Source organism: Streptomyces sp. NBC_01320 (assembly GCF_035974375.1).
Taxonomy (GTDB): domain Bacteria; phylum Actinomycetota; class Actinomycetes; order Streptomycetales; family Streptomycetaceae; genus Streptomyces; species Streptomyces yanii.
Genome location: NZ_CP108390.1, coordinates 8211496 through 8227626, shown reverse-complemented (window position 1 = coordinate 8227626; position 16131 = coordinate 8211496). Strand labels below are relative to the sequence as shown.

Annotated in this window: 12 protein-coding genes; 4 read left to right on the top strand and 8 right to left on the bottom strand. The window is 71.0% G+C overall.

Annotated elements, in window-relative coordinates; translation table 11 throughout:
• Window positions 1-18: 18 nt before the first annotated feature.
• Genes murD through rsmH form a run of 7 tightly spaced genes read right to left on the bottom strand, consistent with a single transcriptional unit; the run spans window position 19 to window position 9274 of the window.
• A complete protein-coding gene (murD, locus tag OG395_RS37430) occupies window positions 19-1437 on the bottom strand; it encodes a UDP-N-acetylmuramoyl-L-alanine--D-glutamate ligase (RefSeq protein ID WP_327246895.1) in 1419 nt (472 codons plus the stop codon).
• Window positions 1434-2504: a phospho-N-acetylmuramoyl-pentapeptide-transferase gene (gene mraY / locus OG395_RS37425; RefSeq protein ID WP_327246894.1), complete on the bottom strand. Its 1071-nt coding sequence runs from the start codon at window positions 2502-2504 to the stop codon at window positions 1434-1436. Before mraY ends, murD begins: the two co-directional genes overlap by 4 nt.
• Window positions 2501-3907: a UDP-N-acetylmuramoyl-tripeptide--D-alanyl-D-alanine ligase gene (locus OG395_RS37420; RefSeq protein ID WP_327246893.1), complete on the bottom strand. Its 1407-nt coding sequence runs from the start codon at window positions 3905-3907 to the stop codon at window positions 2501-2503. The genes mraY and OG395_RS37420 overlap by 4 nt, the downstream gene beginning before the upstream one ends.
• Before the next feature lie 4 nt (window positions 3908-3911).
• Window positions 3912-5639: a UDP-N-acetylmuramoyl-L-alanyl-D-glutamate--2,6-diaminopimelate ligase gene (locus tag OG395_RS37415; protein ID WP_327246892.1), complete on the bottom strand. Its 1728-nt coding sequence runs from the start codon at window positions 5637-5639 to the stop codon at window positions 3912-3914.
• Between the two features lie 18 nt (window positions 5640-5657).
• Window positions 5658-7658 carry a peptidoglycan D,D-transpeptidase FtsI family protein gene (locus OG395_RS37410; protein WP_327246891.1) on the bottom strand — a complete coding sequence of 667 codons (2001 nt, stop codon included), beginning with the start codon at window positions 7656-7658 and terminating at the stop codon, window positions 5658-5660.
• 4 nt (window positions 7659-7662) lie between these two features.
• Window positions 7663-8259, bottom strand: a complete 597-nt coding sequence (locus tag OG395_RS37405; RefSeq protein WP_327246890.1) for an FtsB family cell division protein — start codon at window positions 8257-8259, stop codon at window positions 7663-7665.
• 49 nt (window positions 8260-8308) lie between these two features.
• Window positions 8309-9274, bottom strand: a complete 966-nt coding sequence (gene rsmH, locus OG395_RS37400; protein ID WP_266986643.1) for a 16S rRNA (cytosine(1402)-N(4))-methyltransferase RsmH — start codon at window positions 9272-9274, stop codon at window positions 8309-8311.
• Between the two features lie 381 nt (window positions 9275-9655).
• Between rsmH and OG395_RS37395 the strand changes: the two genes are divergently transcribed.
• The 4 genes from OG395_RS37395 to OG395_RS37380 all read left to right on the top strand — a co-directional run bounded on the left by OG395_RS37395 (window position 9656) and on the right by OG395_RS37380 (window position 15326).
• Window positions 9656-10219 (top strand): beta-class carbonic anhydrase, encoded by a 564-nt coding sequence (locus OG395_RS37395; protein WP_327246889.1) that lies wholly within the window; start codon window positions 9656-9658, stop codon window positions 10217-10219.
• A gap of 244 nt (window positions 10220-10463) precedes the next feature.
• Window positions 10464-11516 carry an AAA family ATPase gene (locus OG395_RS37390; RefSeq protein WP_327246888.1) on the top strand — a complete coding sequence of 351 codons (1053 nt, stop codon included), beginning with the start codon at window positions 10464-10466 and terminating at the stop codon, window positions 11514-11516.
• Window positions 11516-12904, top strand: a complete 1389-nt coding sequence (locus tag OG395_RS37385) for a DUF58 domain-containing protein (RefSeq protein ID WP_327246887.1) — start codon at window positions 11516-11518, stop codon at window positions 12902-12904. Before OG395_RS37390 ends, OG395_RS37385 begins: the two co-directional genes overlap by 1 nt.
• A gap of 10 nt (window positions 12905-12914) precedes the next feature.
• Window positions 12915-15326, top strand: a complete 2412-nt coding sequence (locus OG395_RS37380; protein ID WP_327246886.1) for a DUF3488 and transglutaminase-like domain-containing protein — start codon at window positions 12915-12917, stop codon at window positions 15324-15326.
• A gap of 218 nt (window positions 15327-15544) precedes the next feature.
• Here the strand turns inward: OG395_RS37380 and OG395_RS37375 are convergent, their stop codons facing one another.
• Window positions 15545-15937 carry a DUF3040 domain-containing protein gene (locus OG395_RS37375; protein WP_327246885.1) on the bottom strand — a complete coding sequence of 131 codons (393 nt, stop codon included), beginning with the start codon at window positions 15935-15937 and terminating at the stop codon, window positions 15545-15547.
• Window positions 15938-16131: the final 194 nt, after the last annotated feature.

Genomic DNA, 16131 nt, shown 5'->3' with positions numbered 1-16131 from the left:
GCGCGGCGGCCGCGCCCGTCAGGCGCTCTCGTCGGCGAGTGCGCGGACGGCGTCCGCGAATGCTTCGCCCCGCTTGTTGTAATTGGCGAACATGTCCATCGAAGCGCAGGCCGGGGCCATCAGTACGGTGTCTCCCGGCCGGGCGAGCCGTGCCGCCTCGCGGACCGCCTCGGACATCGCCCCAGTGTCGGTCCGGTCGAGGTCGACGACCGGGACCTCGGGGGCGTGTCGCGCGAGGGCTTCGCGGATCAGCGCCCGGTCGGCGCCCATCAGTACGACGCCCCGCAGCCGCTTGGCGGCGCCGGTCACCAGCTCGTCGAACGTGGCACCCTTGGCGAGGCCCCCGGCGATCCAGACGATCTGGTCATAGGCCGCGAGGGAGGCCTCCGCGGCATGGGTGTTGGTGGCCTTGGAGTCGTCGATGTACGCCACCGATGCGACGTCCGCGACGTGTTCGATGCGGTGCGCGTCGGGGCGGAAGGCCCGCAGACCGTCCCGTACCGCCCTGGGTTCGACGCCGAAGGCGCGGGCCAGTGCCGCGGCCGCCAGGGCGTTGGCGATGTTGTGCGGGGCGGGCGGGTTGACGTCCGCGACCTCGGCGAGCTCCTGGGCCTGCTTCTGCCGGTTGGCCACGAAGGCGCGGTCGACGAGGATGCCGTCGACGACGCCCAGCTGGGACGGGCCCGGGGTGCCGAGGGTGAAGCCGATGGCGCGACAGCCCTCCTCCACGTCCGCACCGCGGACCAGGTCCTCGGTGGCCGGGTCGGCCGCGTTGTAGACGCAGGCGATCCGGTTGCCCTCGTAGATCCGGCCCTTGTCCGCGACGTACGCCTCCATGGAGCCGTGCCAGTCGAGGTGGTCCGGGGCCAGGTTGAGAACGGCCGCGGAGTGGGCGCGCAGCGAGGGCGCCCAGTGCAGCTGGTAGCTGGAGAGCTCGACGGCGAGTACGTCGTAGGTCTCGTCGCCGAGGACGGCGTCGAGGAGGGAGACGCCGATGTTGCCGACGGCGGCGGTGCGCAGCCCGGCCGCCTCCAGGATCGAGGCGAGCATCCGGACGGTCGTGGTCTTGCCGTTGGTGCCGGTGACCGCGAGCCAGGGTGCCGCATCGGGACCGCGCAGCCGCCAGGCGAGCTCGACGTCGCCCCAGACCGGGACGCCCGCCTCGGCGGCTGCTGCGAAGAGCGGCTTGTCCGGCTTCCAGCCGGGGGTGGTGACGATGAGCTCGGTGGACTCGGGCAGGGTCGCCCCGTCGCCGAGGCGCACGGTGATCCCTTGCGCCTCCAGCTCTGCGGCCTGCGCACGGGAACGCTCGTCGTCCCCGTCGTTGACCACCGTGACAACGGCGCCGAGGCCGTGCAGGACACGGGCAGCGGGGATCCCGCTGACACCGAGTCCGGCGACGGTGACGTGCTTGCCCTGCCAGTCCTGGGTGCTCACTTGGCGGCTGCCCACCCTGCGTAGAAGAGACCGAGTCCGACGATCACGCACATGCCCTGGATGATCCAGAAGCGGACCACGACAAGGACTTCGGACCAGCCCTTGAGTTCGAAGTGGTGCTGGAGCGGCGCCATCCGGAAGACCCGCTTGCCGGTCATCTTGAAGGAACCGACCTGGATGACCACGGACATGGTGATCATCACGAAGAGGCCGCCGAGGATGGCCATCAGGAACTCGGTGCGGGAGCAGATCGCGAGACCGGCGAGCGCACCGCCGAGTGCCAGCGAACCGGTGTCGCCCATGAAGATCTTGGCGGGCGAGGTGTTCCACCACAGGAAGCCGAAGCAGGCGCCCATCAGCGCGGAGGCGACGACCGCGAGGTCGAGCGGGTCGCGTACCTCGAAGCAGGCGTTGGGGTTGGTCAGGGAGACCGCGTTGGCGCAGGACTCCTGGAACTGCCACAGCCCGATGAACGTGTACGCGCCGAAGACCATCACCGACGCGCCGGTGGCCAGGCCGTCCAGACCGTCCGTCAGGTTCACGCCGTTGGACATGGCGAGGATCATGAACAGCGCCCAGACCACGAACAGCACCGGGCCGATCGACCAGCCGAAGTCCGTGACGAACGACAGCCTGGTGGAGGCCGGGGTGTTGCCGCGGCCGTCGGCGAACTGGAGCGACAGCACCGCGAAGGCGATACCGACGATCAGCTGACCGGCCATCTTCGCCTTGGCCCGCAGACCCAGCGAACGCTGCTTGACGATCTTGATGTAGTCGTCGAGGAACCCGACAAGACCCATGCCGGTCATCAGGAACAGGACCAGCACACCGGAGAAGCGCATCGGCTCGCCGGTGATCACCTTCGCCAGGAAGTACGCCATCAGCGTGGCCAGGATGAAGGCGATGCCGCCCATGGTGGGCGTGCCCTTCTTGCTGCCGTGGCTGCGCGGGCCGTCGTCACGGATGAACTGCCCGTATCCCTTGCGGGCCAGGAGCTTGATGAGCAGCGGGGTACCGACCAGGGTCAGGAAGAGCCCGATGGCCCCCGCGAAGAGGATCTGCCTCATCGGCCGGTGACCTCGCCCTCGGTCGAGTTCTCCAGCAGTGCCTGGGCGACCTGTTCCAGGCCGGCCGACCGGGACGCCTTCACCAGCACGACGTCTCCCGCGCGCAGTTCACTGCGCAACAGGTCGACGGCCGCCTGTGCGTCGGACACGTGCACCGACTCCTCACCCCACGAACCCTCGTTGTATGCGCCCAGTTGCAGCCAGGAGGCTTCTCTGCCCCCGACCGCGACGAGCTTGCTGACGTTGAGCCGGACGGCGAGCCGTCCGACCGCGTCGTGCTCGGCGAGCGAGGCGTCGCCGAGCTCGGCCATGGGGCCGAGCACCGCCCACGTACGCCGCCCCTTCCCCATGGCGGCCAGCGCGCGCAGCGCTGCTCGCATGGATTCGGGGTTCGCGTTGTAGGCGTCATTGACGAACGTCACGCCGTCCGGACGCTCGGTGACCTCCATGCGCCAGCGGGAGAGGGTGCCCGCCTCGGAGAGCGCGACGGCGATCTCGTCCACGGGCAGGCCCAACTCATGGGCGACGGCGGCCGCGGCGAGCGCGTTCGACACGTGGTGCTCACCGTACAGGCGCATGGTCACATCGCTGCACCCGGTGGGTGTGTGGAGCGTGAAAGCGGGGCGGCCGTCGTCGGTGAGACGGACCTTCTCTCCCCGTACGTCCGCATCCGCGGCTTCACCGAAGAGCAGAACCCGGGCCTTCGTACGGGAGGACATGGCGAGGACGAGCGGGTCGTCGGCGTTGAGGACGGCGACTCCGTCCTCCGGGAGCGCCTCGACCATCTCGCCCTTGGCGATCGCGATCTGCTCGCGGCCGCCGAACTCGCCGATGTGCGCGGTGCCGACGTTGAGGACGAGGCCGATCCGCGGGGGGACCAGCCCGGTGAGGTAGCGGATGTCGCCGATGTAACGGGCACCCATTTCGAGGACCAGGTGCTCGGTCTTCTCCGTGGCGCGCAGGGCGGTGAGCGGCAGGCCGATCTCGTTGTTGAGGTTGCCCGCGGGGAAGACGGTGGGACCCTTGCGCTCCAGGAGCTGGGCGATCAGGTCCTTGGTCGAGGTCTTGCCCGCGGAGCCGGTGAGAGCGACGACAGTGGTGCCGAGGCGTTCGACGACGGTCCGGGCGAGGGTGCCGAGCGCGGCCATGACGTCGTCGACGACGATCGCCGGAACACCGACGGGGCGGGCGGCGAGTACGGCTGCCGCGCCCGCCTCGACGGCGCGCTGCGCGTAGTCGTGGCCGTCGACCCGCTCGCCGGCGAAGGCGACGAACAGGCTGCCTTGCTGCACCTCTCGGGAGTCGATGACGACGGGCCCGCTGACGGTCACTGCCGGATCGGGTATGTCGTGCGACTGCCCGCCGACGATTTCGGCGATCTCGGCGAGGGTAAGGGCGATCACTTGGTCATCCCTGACTGTTGTTCTCGTGGGTGTGGGCGAGTTCCGGGGCGCCCTCGGCGCTCCCGTGCCCCAGGGACCGTGCGATGGCCGCGCGCAGCACCGTACGGTCGTCGAAGGGGCGTACCACTCCGTGGATGTCCTGGCCCTGTTCGTGCCCCTTGCCGGCGATCAGCACGGTGTCGCCGGGCCGGGCGCGGGCGACCGCGGCGGCGACGGCGGCGGCCCGGTCGGCGTCGACGAGGACGTCACCGCGCTCGTGTGCGGGCACCTCGGCGGCGCCCGAGAGCATCGCGGCGAGAATGGCCAGGGGGTCCTCGGAGCGAGGGTTGTCGGAGGTCAGTACGGCGGTGTCGGCGAGGCGGGCCGCGGCGGCGCCCATCGGGCCGCGTTTCGTCGTGTCGCGGTCGCCACCGCAACCGAGCACGATGTGCAGCTTGCCCTCGGTCACCTTGCGCAGCGAACGCAGGACCGACTCGACGGCGTCGGTCTTGTGCGCGTAGTCGACGACCGCGAGGTACGGCTGGCCGGCGTCCACCCGCTCCAGCCGGCCCGGGACGCCGGGGACAGCGGCGACGCCGTCGGCCGCGGTCTGCGGGTCGACGCCCGCGACGGCGAGGGTGACGATCGCGGCGAGGGTGTTGGCGACGTTGAACGGGCCGGGCAACGGGGCCCTGGCCGTGATCCGTTCGTCCTTGGGACCGACGGCCGTGAAGACGGAGCCCAGCGGCCCGACCTCGACGTCCTCGGCGCGCCAGTCGGCGTCCGGGTGGCCCTCGGCGGAGAAGGTGACGACCGGGACGGTTGCCTCGGTGACCAGCCTGCGGCCGTACTCGTCGTCGAAGTTGACGACGCCCTGCCGGCTCCGCTGCGGGGTGAACAGCTTCGCCTTGGCCTGGAAGTAGTCCTCCATGCCGGAGTGGAACTCCATGTGCTCCGGGCTGAGGTTGTTGAAGACGGCGACGTCGAAGACGCAGCCGTCGACGCGGCCGAGCACCAGGGCGTGGCTGGAGACCTCCATGGTCACCGCGTCGACGCCGCGCTCGCGCATGACGGCGAAAAGGGCCTGGAGATCGGTGGCTTCGGGGGTGGTGCGCTCGGACTTGATGCGCTCGTCGCCGATCCGCGTCTCGACGGTGCCGATCAGGCCGGTGCTGCGTCCGGCGCCACGGAAGCCGCCCTCAACGAGGTACGCGGTGGTGGTCTTCCCGGACGTCCCGGTGATCCCGATCTGGAGGAGGTCGGCGCCGGGCCGCCCGTAGATCTCGGCGGCGAGTTCGCCCATCCGGCCGCGAGGGTTCTCGGTGACCAGCACCGGCAGCCCGGTCGCGACGGCGCGCTCGGCGCCCGCCGGGTCGGTGAGGACCGCTGCAGCGCCGAGGCCGGCCGCCTGGGCGACGAAGTCGGCGCCGTGCAGCCGGGCGCCGGGCAGCGCCGCGTACACATCGCCGGGCCGTACCGCCCGCGAGTCGTGGGTGATGCCGGTGACCTCACCGGATCCCGGCGGATCGACTCCCAGCCGGGCTGCCAGTTCACCGAGGGGGGTCGGCCGCAGCCGATCCGGGCGGGGCGCTCCCGGGTAGGTCACAGGGGCGTCCTTCGGGGTGGTTTGGGACTGTTCAGCGTGGGGCACGGCGGTGAGCGTACCGGGCGCACCCGGCGCCTCGCTAAGTGAGGGGGCAGGGTTGCGGTGGTTCCCGTTCTGGTTCCCGGGTTCGGGGGTGATGGTTGTCACTGGCTGGTTTCCCCGAGTTCACTCGCCGGGATTGAAGGACACCGGCAGCCGGGCTGACTCGCTGCCGGACGGTGGGGTCTGGAGCGTCTTCAGCGCGAACTCCATGACCTGCTTGTAGATGGGGCCGCAGATCTGGCCGCCGAAGTAGCTTCCCTTGGTGGGGTTCTGGATCGCGCAGTAGACGGTGATCTGCGGGTCGTCGGCGGGCGCGAAGCCCGCGAAGGACGCGGTGTAACCGTGGTAGCCGCCGCGGACCGGGTCGACCCGGTTGGCCGTGCCGGTCTTGCCCGCGACCCGGTATCCGGGGATGCGGGCCTTGGTGCCGGTGCCCTCCTCGTCACCGACCACCGACTCCAGCATGCCCGCGAGTGATTTCGCGGTCTTCTTGCTGATCACCCGGGTCCGTTCGGGGGAGGCAGCGGGGGTGAAGCGGCCGTCCGCGCCCTTGGTTCCGCGGATCAGGGTGGGTTGGACCCGGACGCCGCCGTTGGCGATCGTCGAGTAGACCGAGGCGGCCTGCATGGCGTTGAGCGAGAGTCCCTGGCCGAACGGGATCGTGTACTGCTGCGAGGTCGACCAGTCCTGCGGCTTGGCGAGGATGCCGGGCGTCTCACCCGGGTAGTCCAGTCCGGTCGGGCGGCCGATGCCGAATTTGCGCAGATACGAGTAGAGGACCTTGTTGGCCTCGGGCTGGGTCCTGCCGAGCTGCCCGGTGGCCAGGATGGTGCCGATGTTGCTGGACTTGGCGAGTACGCCGTTGAGCGTCAGGTACCAGGTGGGGTGGTCGATGTCGTCCTTGAAGAGCCGGTCGCCGCGGTGCAGCCGGTTGGGGACGGTGACATGGGTGCCGGGGGTGGCCGCCCCCTCCTCCAGCACGGCGGCCATGGACATGACCTTGCTGGTGGAGCCCGGTTCGTACACGTCCTGCAGCGCCGCGTTGCCCAGCGACGCCGCGTCGGCCTGCGAGAGGTCGTTGGGGTCGAATCCCGGGGCGTTGGCCATGGCGAGGACCTCGCCGGTCTTCGCGTTCTGCACGATCACATAGCCGCGGTCCGCGCCGGACTTCTTCACCTGGTCCGAGATGGCCTTCTGCGCGGCCCACTGGATGTCCCGGTCGATGGTCAGCTCGATGTCGGAACCCGCGACCGCCGGGACCTCGCTGGTACCCGCGGTGGGCACCCGGCGGCCGCCGGACTGGGCGTACCTGATCTTGCCGTCCTCGCCCGCGAGCTCCTTGTCCAGCTGTGACTCGAGGCCGCCCGCACCCTTGCCCTCGGCATTGACGTAACCCAGTATTCCGGCGGCGAGCCCGCCGTTGGGGTAGACCCGCTTGGTGGTCGTCTCCTGGAAGACACCGGCCAGCACATTGGCCCCGGTGCCGCCGTTCGCCCTGTCCTTCTGGGCCTTCTCGGCGAAAACGGACTTGAGGTCCTTGATCTGCTTCCAGACCTGCGGGGTCTGGCGGCGGGCCAGCACCACGTACCGGCTCTTCGGCTTCGACAGCTTCTTCGTCAGCTCCCCGGCCTCGACGCCGAGGATGGGTGCGAGGAGGGCCGCGGCCTGCTCCGGTGCGTCCGGGGCCTTGCTGTCCTCGGGTGTGAACATCTTGGGGTCGGCGGTGATGTTGTACGCGTCGACGCTGGTGGCCAGGGCGATCCCGCTGCGGTCGGTGATCTCACCGCGCTCGGCGGCGACCGTGTACTCCAAGTAACGGTTCTTGTCGGCCTTGGCCGCGTACGCACTGGCATCGACGGCCTGCACCTGCAGGAGCCTCACGACGAACGCCAGCATGACGAGCGTCAGCGCCAGGCTGACCAGGCGGAGCCGGGGGCGCGGGCTGCCCAGCCGAAGCGGGCGCGCCGATCCCTTGCGCGGGGTGCGGCGGCCCTTTGCGCGGGGCGCGGCCGCGGCGGGCGACGGGCGGCGGGCGGCGGGTCGGGGGCGGCCGGAGCCGGCTGCGGCGCTACGGGGACGCGGGGGGCCGGGGACCCGGCGGCGCGGTGGTTCCTTGGAGGGCATTGCGTCACCTGCCGGGGCTCGTCGAGGACTGGTTTGCCGGGGTACGCGGCTGCGCGGGCGGGGCTGCGGAGGTGCTGGGCTGCGTCGCGGGCGGGGCTGCCGAAGTGCTGGGCTTCGTCACGGGTGGCGCCGACGGCGAGCCGGTGACCGACGCTGTGGACGTGGGCGAGGCAGCGGCGGGCGGTGGGGGCGCCGCCTGCTGGATCTGCCGGGGGGCTGCGGGAGTCGGCGGGGCGGTGGCTTCGGAGGGGACGCCGCGGACCGTGCCGTCGGGTTCGAGGAAGGCGGGGCTGCCGCCGGGCACCATGCCCAGTTCGCGCGCGCGGCGCTCCAGTGCGTCGGGCTTCGAATACCCGTCGACGTCGTGCTGGAGCGCCTGCTGCTCGTCGGTGAGCTCGGTGGTCCGCTTCTTCAGTTCGCTCAGCCTGAACGAACCCTCATTGAGCGCGGAATTCAGCAGCAGCAGGGTGATCAGTCCGCCGCCGAGGAGCAGCACGACCAGCAGGACGAAGGGTGTACGGGCCGCGTTGCTGGGCCCGGAGGGCATCAGCCGGACGAGCCGCGCGGCCCGCCCCTTCAGCTGTCCGGCCGGTCCGCTCACCGCGCCACCTCGGGCTCTCCCGGTGCCGTGCCGGCCGGACCGGCCGCGCTCACCGCTCCTCCTCGCGGATCCGCTGGGCGCCGCGCAGCCGGGCGGGGGCGGCTCGCCGGTTCTCGGCGACCTCCTCCTCCGTGGGCAGTTCCGCGCCGCGGGTCAGCAGCTTGAGCCGGGGCTGGTAACGCTCGGGGACGACGGGCAGTCCGGGCGGCGCGGTGTTGGCCGCGCCGGCCGCGAACACCTGCTTGACCAGGCGGTCCTCCAGCGAGTGGTAGGAGAGAACGGCGATCCGGCCACCGACGGCAAGAGACTGCACCGCGGCCGGGATCGCCCGCTCCAGGACGGTGAGCTCGCCGTTGACCTCGATGCGCAGCGCCTGGAAGGTGCGCTTGGCCGGGTTGCCGCCGGTGCGCTTGGCGGCCTGCGGCAGCGAGTCCCGGATCAGCTCGACGAGCCGGGCGCTGTTGCTGAACGGCTCCTTCTCGCGCTCGCGCACGATCGCGGAGACGATCCGCTTGGCCTGCTTCTCCTCGCCGTACGCGCGCAGGATCCGGACGAGCTCACCGGGCGGGTAGGTGTTGAGCACCTCGGCCGCGCCGATCCCGGTCGTCTGGTCCATCCGCATGTCGAGCGGGGCGTCCTGGGCGTACGCGAATCCGCGGTCGGCCTCGTCCAGCTGCATGGAGGAGACACCGAGGTCGAACAGGATGCCCTGGACCTTGGGGATGCCGAGCCGGGCGAGCACCTCGGGCAGTTCGTCGTAGACGGCGTGCACCAGTGTGGCCCGGTCGCCGTACGGGGCGAGCCGCTCGCCGGAGAGCCGCAGCGCTTCCTTGTCCCGGTCCAGCGCGATCAGCCGGGCGGACGGGAAGGCGGCGAGCAGGGCCTCGCTGTGGCCGCCGAGGCCGAGGGTGCAGTCGACGACCACGGGCTGCTGCGGGCCCGGTGCTTCCAGAGCCGGGGCCAACAGGTCCAGGCATCGCTGGAGCATCACCGGGACGTGTCGGGTCTGGCTCATGCGCCCTCTCAGGCTCAGGTCCCGTGTGGCTGCACGTACGGCCTGGTCCCCGCCCGCTCGGAAGGGGAGGTCCACCGGCGCCGGGGAAGTGGCGTCAGCCGACCGGCGAGCGGGAGAGGGCCGGGCCCTACGTACGCCGCGCACACAGGGGAATTCTTCGGAATGTGCAGGGTGTCGGTAACTTCCGGTCACTTTAGTCCACCCTGCCATTCGATCGATTCCCGATCAATCAACGGGGCAGCGCGTCGCCCCGCCCTCTCCGTCACCCGGTCGAGCGATTCGTTGTGAGGCTTGTGGGTTACCTCACAACAAGCCTCGTTGACGTTCTTTGTCCGCTCTCACAGCACGCCGGAGCGAAGTGTGCGAGCTAACGTCGTATCCATGTCGACTTCCGCGCACCCCCACGCCGAGCTCTCCGCACCCACTGCCGGTCAGGCCCGTACCGGCGGAACCGTCACCGACCGGCTGGTCGAGGCGAACATCCGTTACGCGGCCGATTTCGACGACCCCGGCATGGACGCACGGCCGGTGCTGAAGGTCGCCGTGGTCGCCTGCATGGACGCCCGGCTCGACCTGCACGACGCGCTCGGCCTGGCGCTCGGCGACTGCCACACCATCCGCAACGCGGGCGGCGTGGTCACCGACGACGTGATCCGCTCGCTCACCATCAGCCAGCGAGCCCTCGGCACCCGCAGCATCATCCTGATCCACCACACCAACTGCGGCCTCGAATCGATCACCGAGGAGTTCCGGCAGGAGCTGGAGGCAGAGGTCGGCCAGCGCCCGGTCTGGGCCGTGGAGGCCTACAAGGACGCGGATCAGGACGTACGGCAGTCCATGCAGCGCGTCCGCACCTCGCCGTTCCTGCTGCACACGGACGACGTCCGCGGCTTCGTCTTCGACGTGACCAGCGGCTTGCTGCGCGAGATCCTTCCCGTCGCCTGACCCTGATTGCACATCCGGCGGGTACCGAAAGTGGCCTGGACCCTGACATTTCGCATCCACTTGTCCACAGGCGAGTGACACGAAGCGGTAACGGCAACCAGAATGCGGGTGTGACACCCGACGGACCTGTCCGGAGGGTGTCCGTATATCGGGGTGGGCCGGACCGACTACAGCGCATCGGCCCGTGAATGGGGTACCCCCTGCTCCTTGATTGAGAGCGCGGGACAGGGCCGAGGAGGGCCGGGTGACGACCTATGACGATCGAGCGAGCCTCACAGATCTGACCGCCACAGCGGAGCGGGTGCGCAGGTCGGTGGAGAGTGTGATCGAAGGCAAGCCTGAGGTCGTACGGCTTTCGCTGACCGTGCTGCTCGCGGAGGGGCATCTCCTCATCGAGGACGTCCCCGGGGTCGGCAAGACGATGCTGGCCAAGGCGCTCGCGCGGTCGATCGACTGCTCGGTGCGGCGCATCCAGTTCACGCCGGACCTGCTGCCTTCGGACATCACCGGTGTGTCGATCTTCGACCAGCAGCGGCGCGACTTCGAATTCAAGCCGGGCGCGATCTTCGCCCAGATCGTGATCGGCGACGAGATCAACCGCGCCTCGCCGAAGACCCAGTCCGCTCTGCTGGAGTCGATGGAGGAGCGCCAGGTCACCATCGACGGGCACAGTTACGAACTGCCGGACCCGTTCATGGTGGTGGCCACCCAGAACCCGGTCGAGATGGAGGGCACCTATCCGCTGCCCGAGGCCCAGCGCGACCGGTTCATGGCCCGGGTGTCGATCGGCTACCCCAGTGCGGAGGCCGAACTGCAGATGCTCGATGTGCACGGCGGCATCTCACCGCTCGACGATCTGCAGCCGGTGGCGCACGCCCACGACATCGTGAAGCTGATCGAAGCCGTGCGGACGGTCCATGTGGCCGAGTCGGTGCGGCGGTACGCGGTGGAGTTGGTCGGAGCCACCCGCAGCCACCCGGATCTCAGACTCGGTGCCTCGCCGCGCGCCACCCTGCATCTGCTGCGAGCCGCCAAGGCGTCCGCGGCGCTGACCGGGCGGGACTACTGTCTGCCGGACGATGTGCAGGCGCTGGCCGTCCCGGTGCTCGCGCACCGGTTGCTGCCCACCGCGCAGGCCCAGCTGAACCGCCGCACCGCGGAGCAGGTCGTGCTGGAGATCCTCCAGCGGACGCCGGTGCCGACCGCGGTCGGCGGCACGTCGGTCCCGGCGCCGCAGCACCTGCCGGGCCGGCCGGTGTACGGCCGGCAGCAGCCGCCCGGCGCACGGCGGGCGTGATGACGGCCGGGGGGTCCGCCTCGATGGAGGACGGCGAGGGCAAAGGCGGTCTGCGGGCCGCGCTGGGCGGGCTGACCACGCGTGGGCGGTCCTTCCTCGCTGCCGGAATCGCGGCCACGATCTGCGCGTATGTGCTGGGCCAAGGTGATCTGCTGCGGGTCGGACTGCTGCTCAGCGTGCTTCCGCTGGTCTGTGTGACGGTGCTCCTCCGCACCCGCTACCGGGTCGCGGGCACCCGACGGCTCTCCCCGTCCCAGGTGCCCGCGGGCACCGAGGCACGGGTGCATCTGCGGATGGAGAACGTGTCCCGGCTGCCCACCGGGCTGCTGATGCTGCAGGACCGGGTGCCCTATGTGCTCGGGCCGCGTCCCCGGTTCGTCCTGGACCGGGTGGAGGCGGGCGGCCGACGCGAGGTGTCCTACCGGGTCCGGTCGGATCTGCGCGGGCGGTATCCGCTCGGGCCGCTGCAGCTGCGGCTGAGCGATCCGTTCGGGATGTGCGAGCTGACCCGGTCGTTCAGTGCGTACGACACCCTGGTCGTTGTCCCGCGGACCCAGCCGCTGCCGCCGGTACGGCTGTCGGGCGAGGCGTCCGGGTACGGCGAGGGGCGGCAGCGCTCACTCGCCCTGGCCGGTGAGGACGACGTGATTCCGCGCGGCTACCGGCACGGCGACGACCTGCGCCGGGTCCATTGGCGCTCCACCGCGCGCTACGGCGAGCTGATGGTGCGCCGCGAGGAGCAGCCCCAGCGGGCCAGGTGCACGGTGCTGCTGGACACCCGGCGGATCGCCTATCAGGGGACGGGGCCCGACTCGCCCTTCGAGTGGGCGGTGTCGGGGGCGGCGTCCGCGCTGGTGCACATGCTGGAGCGGGGCTTCGCGGTGCGGCTGCTGACCGACGACGGCAGTTCGGTGCCGGGCGAAGGCGAGGGCGGCTTCGCCGGATCGACCCAGGAGTCCGCCGACTCCGCGGGACTGATGATGGACACCCTCGCGGTTGTCGACCACTCCGACGGAGGCGGTCTGTCGCGCGCGTACGACGTACTGCGCGGCGGTAACGAAGGGCTGCTGGTCGCGTTCCTCGGCGATCTGGACGACGAGCAGACGGCGGTGGCCGCCCGAATGCGGCAGCGCAGCGGTGGCGCCGTCGCATTCGTCCTGGACAGTGCCGCCTGGATGCACGGCAGCGCGTCCGACGCGACGCTCGCGGCGTCCGAGGAGCGCCTGCGACTGCTGCGCGAGTCGGGCTGGACGGCGGTCGCGGTGGGGCCGGGGGCGGATCTCGCCCAGCTGTGGCAGCAGGCGGGACAGCAGAGCTCCATGACGCAGTCCGCGCTGTCGGGCGGCGCGCCGGGCGGCATGACAGGTTTCACCGGTGGATGGTCATGAGGGGATGGTCATGAGCGGTCGCGGTCGGCTGGCGCTGTGCGCCTTTGCGGCGACGCTGTTGGCGGCGGGTTCGATGCTGCCGCTGGTCGACCCGGCCGGATGGATCCTGCAGGCCGCGGCCTTGCTGGCGATCCAGAGCGGGGTGGGCGCGCTCGCCCGCCGGGTGCCGCTGCCACGGCTGCTGATCGTCACGGCACAGTTCCTGGTCACCCTGGTGCTGCTGACCGCGGTGTTCGCACGGGAGCAGGCCCTGGTCGGCTTCCTGCCGGGCCCCGAGGCCGTACGGCACCTGGCGGACCTGCTGCGGGCGGGCGCGGACGACGTGGGGCAGTACGCCATCCCGGCGCCCGCGACGGCGGGCATCCGGCTGATGCTGGTCGGTGGTGTACTGCTGATCGGTCTGGCCGTGGACACCCTCGCGGTGACGTTTCGCAGCGCGGCCCCGGCCGGGCTGCCGCTCCTGGCGCTCTACTCGGTCGCCGCGGGACTGTCCGGCGGCGGAGGCGCGGGCTGGCTCTGGTTCCTGCTCGCCGCTTGCGGCTATCTGCTGCTCCTGCTGGCCGAAGGCCGGGACCGGATCTCCCAGTGGGGGCGGGTCTTCGGCGGTGCGGGACGGTCACCGAGCGGTGGGGCGGCCGGTCTCGACGTGTCGGGCGGCCGGGCGCTCGCCCCGGTCCGCGCCGGGCGGCGGATCGGTGCGCTGGCACTCGGCATCGCACTGGCCGTACCGGCGGCCCTGCCCGCTCTCGACGGCGGGCTCCTCGCGGGGACCGGCAGCGGGAACGGCAAGGGCGGTGGCGGCGGCACGATCTCCGCGGTGAACCCGCTGGTCTCGCTGCAGAACAATCTGAACCAGCCGGAGAACCGGGAGGTGATGTCGTATCGCACCAATTCCCGGAACCCGCAGGACTTCTATCTGCGGATTCTGGCCCTGGACCAGTTCAACGGGAGTGAGTGGCGGGCCTCCCGGCGCAGCCTGAAGGATGTGCCGAAGCGGATCCCGGGGCCGGACGGGCTGAGTCCGGATGTCGCTGTCACGGAGATCCGGTCGAACATCTCCTCCTCCCGCTCCTACCAGCAGACCTATCTGCCACTCCCCTACCCCGCGACCGAGGTCAGGATCGGCGGGCGCTGGCGGTACGAACCCGCGGGGCGCACCCTCGTCGGCGACCGCGGCCAGACGACCAGCGGCGCGCGGTACGAGGTGTCGAGCCTGGTCGTGCAGCCGACGGCGGACCAGCTCGCCGCGGCTCCCGACGCGCCCTCCGAAGTGCTGCGGGAGTACACCAAGGTGCCGGGCTCGCTGCCGGAGGTGGTCAAGAAGACGGCGGACCGGGTGACGAAGGGCGCCGCCAACAACTACGAGCGAGCGGTGAAGCTGCAGAACTACTTCGCCTCGGAGGGCGGCTTCAGCTACAACACCACAGTGACCTCCGGCACCGGCTCGGCCGCGATCGGCCGGTTCCTCAGGGACAAGCGGGGCTTCTGCGTCCACTTCTCGTTCACGATGGCCGCGATGGCGCGGACGCTGGGCATTCCGGCCCGCGTCGCGGTGGGCTTCACTCCCGGCACCGTGCAGTCGAACGGTGCGGTGTCGGTGGGGCTGCGCGATGCGCACGCCTGGCCCGAGCTGTATTTCGAGGGCGTCGGATGGACCCGGTTCGAGCCGACCCCGACGCGTGGCAGCGCGCCCCGCTATACCCAGCCGGACGCCCCGGCGGGCGGCGCAGCGGACCCGAGCCAGCCCGAACGGGGCGCCTCGGCGGCGCCGTCCGCCGTACCGTCCGCCTCGGAGAGCTGCCCGCAGCAGCAGCGCAAGCTGGGCGAGTGCGGCAACTCGGTGGCGCCGGCCGCCGCGGGTCCGACGGACTCGGGGACCCCGACGAGCACCGTTGTCTGGGCGGCTTTGGCCGCGCTGGTGGTCGTCACGCTGCCGTTGCTGCCGATGCTGTGGCGGGTACGGGTGCGTAGGCGGAGGCTGGCGTCGTCCACCGGGCGCACGCCTGCCGATGTGACGGCCAGAACGCTGGCGGCCTGGCTGGAGATCATCGATACCGCGTGGGACCACGGCATCGAGCCGGACGACTCACAGACCCCGCGGAAGACGGCGGCCCGGGTGGTCCGGCTGGGGCGGCTCGACACGGAGGCGGCGGCCGCGGTGCACCGGGTGGCGGGGGCGGTGGAGCAGGTGCTCTACGCCCCGCAGCCCCGGACGGGCGCCGGGTTCGCCGAGGACGTGGAGACGGTGCGGAACAGCTTGCGGATCTCCGCCGACCGCTTCACCCGGATCCGGGCGGTCGTGGCACCGCGCTCGGCCATTCGGGTGATGGACGCGCTCTCGGAACGCCGGTCGGCTTTCACCGGCAGGTGGGCTGCGCGGTGGGGCGGTTGGCTGCGGTGGCCGTCCCGGCAGCAGAGCTGAGGCATGGCGCGCGGCCTGCGCCTGCGAGCAGGGGAGACCTCATCCAAGGACTTTCGGCCGCCTTGCGATCGCACGCACCGGACGACGCTCCTCATCGGGCAAACATGGCCGGTCACGGCACTGGAAACACTCGTGAGGGGTCACAGCCCCGGTGCGGACATGGGTGAGGGGCGGCCGCATTTCTGCGGCCGCCCCTCACCCATCGGTTTTCCGAAGCGTTACTGGCCCTGCTCGTCGCGGCGTCGCTGCCACCGCTGCTCGATCCGGTTCATCACCGTTCGGCGTGGCTTGGACTGTCGGCGCTCGCTCCCGCCGCCGGCTGCCTGTTGCTCGCCGGGCTTGGGCGCCTTGCGCCAACCAGTGACCGCAAGGACCGCGCAGCCCAGCATGACGAGGAATCCCACCACGCTGATCCAGATCTGCTGGGCGACCATTCCGGCCATGAGGAGCGCGATACCCACCAGGAAGCCTGCGACCGCCTGGTAGACCCGTCGTCGGGTGTACGTACGCAGCCCGCTTCCCTCGAGCGCTGTCGCGAACTTGGGATCTTCGGCGTACAGCGCTCGCTCCATCTGCTCGAGCATTCGCTGCTCGTGCTCCGAGAGCGGCACGGAGTCCTCCTCGTCGTCGGCCGCGGGGGGGCGGCCGGTATGCGGCCCTTCCAGGATAGGCAGGGATTCGCCCCCGTGAAACCCGCCCTCATCGCCAATCAGCCAGTCCGGGCCGCCACGACGGCTCAGCTGCTGAGGCGTAGATTCCCCAACCTCCGATCCGTCATGCCGGATGGTGTCCCCCGATCATACGT

Coding starts and splice junctions, on each gene's coding strand:
- mraY (WP_327246894.1), bottom strand. CDS start 2,504: ATGAGGCAGATCCTCTTCGCGGGGGCCATCGGGCTCTTCCTGACCCTG.
- OG395_RS37410 (WP_327246891.1), bottom strand. CDS start 7,658: ATGCCCTCCAAGGAACCACCGCGCCGCCGGGTCCCCGGCCCCCCGCGT.
- rsmH (WP_266986643.1), bottom strand. CDS start 9,274: ATGAGCCAGACCCGACACGTCCCGGTGATGCTCCAGCGATGCCTGGAC.
- OG395_RS37395 (WP_327246889.1), top strand. CDS start 9,656: ATGTCGACTTCCGCGCACCCCCACGCCGAGCTCTCCGCACCCACTGCC.
- OG395_RS37385 (WP_327246887.1), top strand. CDS start 11,516: ATGACGGCCGGGGGGTCCGCCTCGATGGAGGACGGCGAGGGCAAAGGC.
- OG395_RS37380 (WP_327246886.1), top strand. CDS start 12,915: ATGAGCGGTCGCGGTCGGCTGGCGCTGTGCGCCTTTGCGGCGACGCTG.